Annotated in this window: 2 rRNA genes; both read right to left on the bottom strand. The window is 52.8% G+C overall.

From position 1 onward, the window contains the following. Positions 1-72: 72 nt before the first annotated feature. Positions 73-184: ribosomal RNA gene (rrf, locus tag EI293_RS21975) — 5S ribosomal RNA — on the bottom strand. A gap of 100 nt (positions 185-284) precedes the next feature. After that, positions 285-3193, bottom strand: a 23S ribosomal RNA gene (locus EI293_RS21970). Positions 3194-3304: the final 111 nt, after the last annotated feature.

The following is a 3304-nucleotide window of genomic DNA, read 5'->3' as shown; positions in this document are numbered from 1 at the left end:
CTGGTATAAACGCATTCAGCCTCGCGCATTCACCCGGTGAGGGGGAACGCCGCGAGGCTGGATGGATGATAAGGTTGGCGGCGACCGACTCTCCCACCGATGAAGGCAGTACCATAGGCGCTCCGGGGCTTAACGACTCTGTTCGGAATGGGAAGAGGTGAACACCCGGGCTAAAGCCACCATTATCAAGTCAGCCTGACCCGAGTGCGTGTTCGCACACCCGGCGGCTGTCGTATTCGACATAGAGGCAGAGTCTAAGAAAAAGAAAGGAGGTAGCTCTTTGCTACAGAAGTGTTCGAGCACTTAGTACCCCTCGGCTATGCCATTTCTGACTGTACACCTAGGGCCTATCAACGTAGTCGTCTCCTACGGCTCTTAAATCGGATATCTCATCTTCAGGTGAGTTTCGCACTTAGATGCTTTCAGCGCTTATCTCATCCCAGCGTCGCTACCCGGCACTGCAACTGGCGTCACAACCGGTACACGAGCGGCTGGTCCAACTCGGTCCTCTCGTACTAAAGTCAGGTCCTGTCAAATATCCTACGCCCACCACAGATAGGGACCGAACTGTCTCACGACGTTCTGAACCCAGCTCGCGTGCCACTTTAATCGGCGAACAGCCGAACCCTTGGGACCTTCTCCAGCCCCAGGACGTGACGAGCCGACATCGAGGTGCCAAACCTCCCCGTCGATATGAGCTCTTGGGGGAGATCAGCCTGTTATCCCCGGCGTACCTTTTATCCTTTGAGCGATGGCCCTTCCATGCGGAACCACCGGATCACTATATCCGTCTTTCGACCCTGCTCGGCTTGTAGGCCTCACAGTCAAGCCTGCTTCTGCTATTGCGCTCTACATCCGGTTACCAAGCGGATTGAGCAGACCTTTGAAAGCCTCCGATACTTTTTTGGAGGCGACCACCCCAGTCAAACTACCCAGCAGACACTGTCTCCGTTTTCCAGATTAGGTGCCAAACAACACAAGGGTGGTATTTCAACGTTGACTCCCCAAAACCTGGCGGCCCTGGCTCATAGTCTCCCACCTATCCTACACATGTGTTGTCCAGCAGCAATGTCAACCTATAGTAAAGGTGCACGGGGTCTTTCCGTCCCGTGGCGGGTACTCGGCATCTTCACCGAGACTACAATTTCACCGAGCTCACGGCTGAGACAGCGCCCAGATCGTTACACCATTCGTGCAGGTCGGAACTTACCCGACAAGGAATTTCGCTACCTTAGGACCGTTATAGTTACGGCCGCCGTTTACCGGGGCTTCGATTCAAACCTTCGCTTGCGCTAAGTTCCCCTCTTAACCTTCCGGCACCGGGCAGGTGTCAGGCCTTATACTTCCGCTTACGCGTTCGCAAAGCCATGTGTTTTTGTTAAACAGTCGCCTGGGCCTTTTCACTGCGGCTTCTCATATTGCTATGAGGAAGCGTCCCTTCTCCCGAAGTTACAGGACCATTTTGCCGAGTTCCTTGGCCGTGATTCACTCGAGCCCCTCAGGATACTCTCCTTGACTACCTGTGTCGGTTTGCGGTACGGGTTATTCTTCAGTAAACGCTTAGCAGGTTTTCTTGGCAGTCTGATTAGGTACACTATCCCATTGGCCGAGGCCGCTAGGTACTATCAGGTTTCAGCAAAGACGGCGTACTTGACTACCTTCCCTATACCTACACCCTTTAACGAGCACTTCCGTCCGCTCGCGGTACTTTCACTTCTGCGTCACTGCATCACTCCAAAGAATAAGTGCTGGAATATCAACCAGCTGTCCATCGACGTAGCCTCTCGGCGTAGCCTTAGGTCCCGACTAACCCTGCTCCGATTAGCGTTGAGCAGGAAACCTTAGTCTATCGGGGAGGGGGTTTCTCACCCCCTTTATCGTTACTCATGCCTACATTTGCTTTTCTAGCCGCTCCAGCTCGCCTGACGACGCACCTTCACCGCTGACTAGAATGCTCCCCTACCACTTGACAACTAAATGTCAAATCCATCGCTTCGGTACCGGACTTGATGCCCGTGTATTATCGATGCCCTCTCGCTCGACCAGTGAGCTGTTACGCACTCTTTAAAGGAATGGCTGCTTCCAAGCCAACCTCCTGGCTGTCAAAGCAAGTGGACCTCCTTTGTTCAACTTAGTCCGAATTTAGGGACCTTAGCGGATGGTCTGGGTTCTTTCCCTCTCGGCATGGGACCTTAGCACCCCACGCCTCACTGCCGGCTATATTACTGGGCATTCGGAGTTCATCAGGATTCGGTAGGCTATGACACCCCCTAGTCCTATTGGTAGCTCTACCTCCCAGTAACTCAACGCCGACGCTGTACCTAAATACATTTCGGGGAGTACGAGCTATTTCTCAGTTTGATTGGCCTTTCACCCCTACCCTCAGGTCATCCAAATCCTTTTCAACGGAAACTGGTTCGGTCCTCCAGTTGGTGTTACCCAACCTTCAACCTGCCCAAGGGTAGATCACAAAGTTTCGCGTCTACCCCCTCTGACTCTGCGCCCTATTCAGACTCGCTTTCGCTGCGGCTCCATGGCTCAAGCCATTTAACCTTGCCAGAGAGGAGTAACTCGTAGGCTCATTATGCAAAAGGCACGCTATCACCCCACTAAAAGGCTCTAACTGCTTGTAAGCACACGGTTTCAGGTTCTTTTCACTCCGGTATTCCCGGTTCTTTTCACCTTTCCCTCACGGTACTAGTTCACTATCGGTCTCTCAGGAGTATGTAGCCTTAGCGGATGGTGCCGCTGGATTCAGACGGGGTTTCTCCGGCCCCGCCCTACTCAGGAATCCTCTACCGTAAATTACCAGCTCGCCTACGGGATTCTCACCCTCTATGATCGACTTTCCCACGTCGTTCGGCTAAAGTAACTTAATCAGATGTTGAGGTCCTACAACCCCGGACTGGCCGTAACCAACCCGGTTTGGGCTCCTCCCCGTTCGCTCGCCACTACTGGGGGAATCATATGTTATTTTCTTTTCCTCCGGGTACTTAGATGTTTCAGTTCCCCGGGTTTGCCTCTGCTGTCTAAAAGACACCAGATCCTATCTCTTCAAGATAGGGGGTTGCCCCATTCGGATATCTACGGATCACCTGGTATGTGCCCATCCCCGTAGCTTTTCGCAGCTTATCACGTCCTTCATCGCCTCTGAGAGCCTAGGCATCCCCCGTGTGCCCTTTTCTACTTCTCGTAGAGGTGCAGTCCGTAGACTCCACCGGCTCGGGTGACCAACCATAGGTTAATCACGCGTTTATTCTCTTCTTTTTCTTAACTCTGTTTTCCTCTATGTCAAAGAACGTAT

The organism is Hymenobacter perfusus, assembly GCF_003944765.1.
In the GTDB taxonomy this organism is placed as follows: domain Bacteria; phylum Bacteroidota; class Bacteroidia; order Cytophagales; family Hymenobacteraceae; genus Hymenobacter; species Hymenobacter perfusus.
Note: the sequence above shows the minus strand (reverse complement) of the source record. Positions and strands in the feature narration are given on the sequence as shown.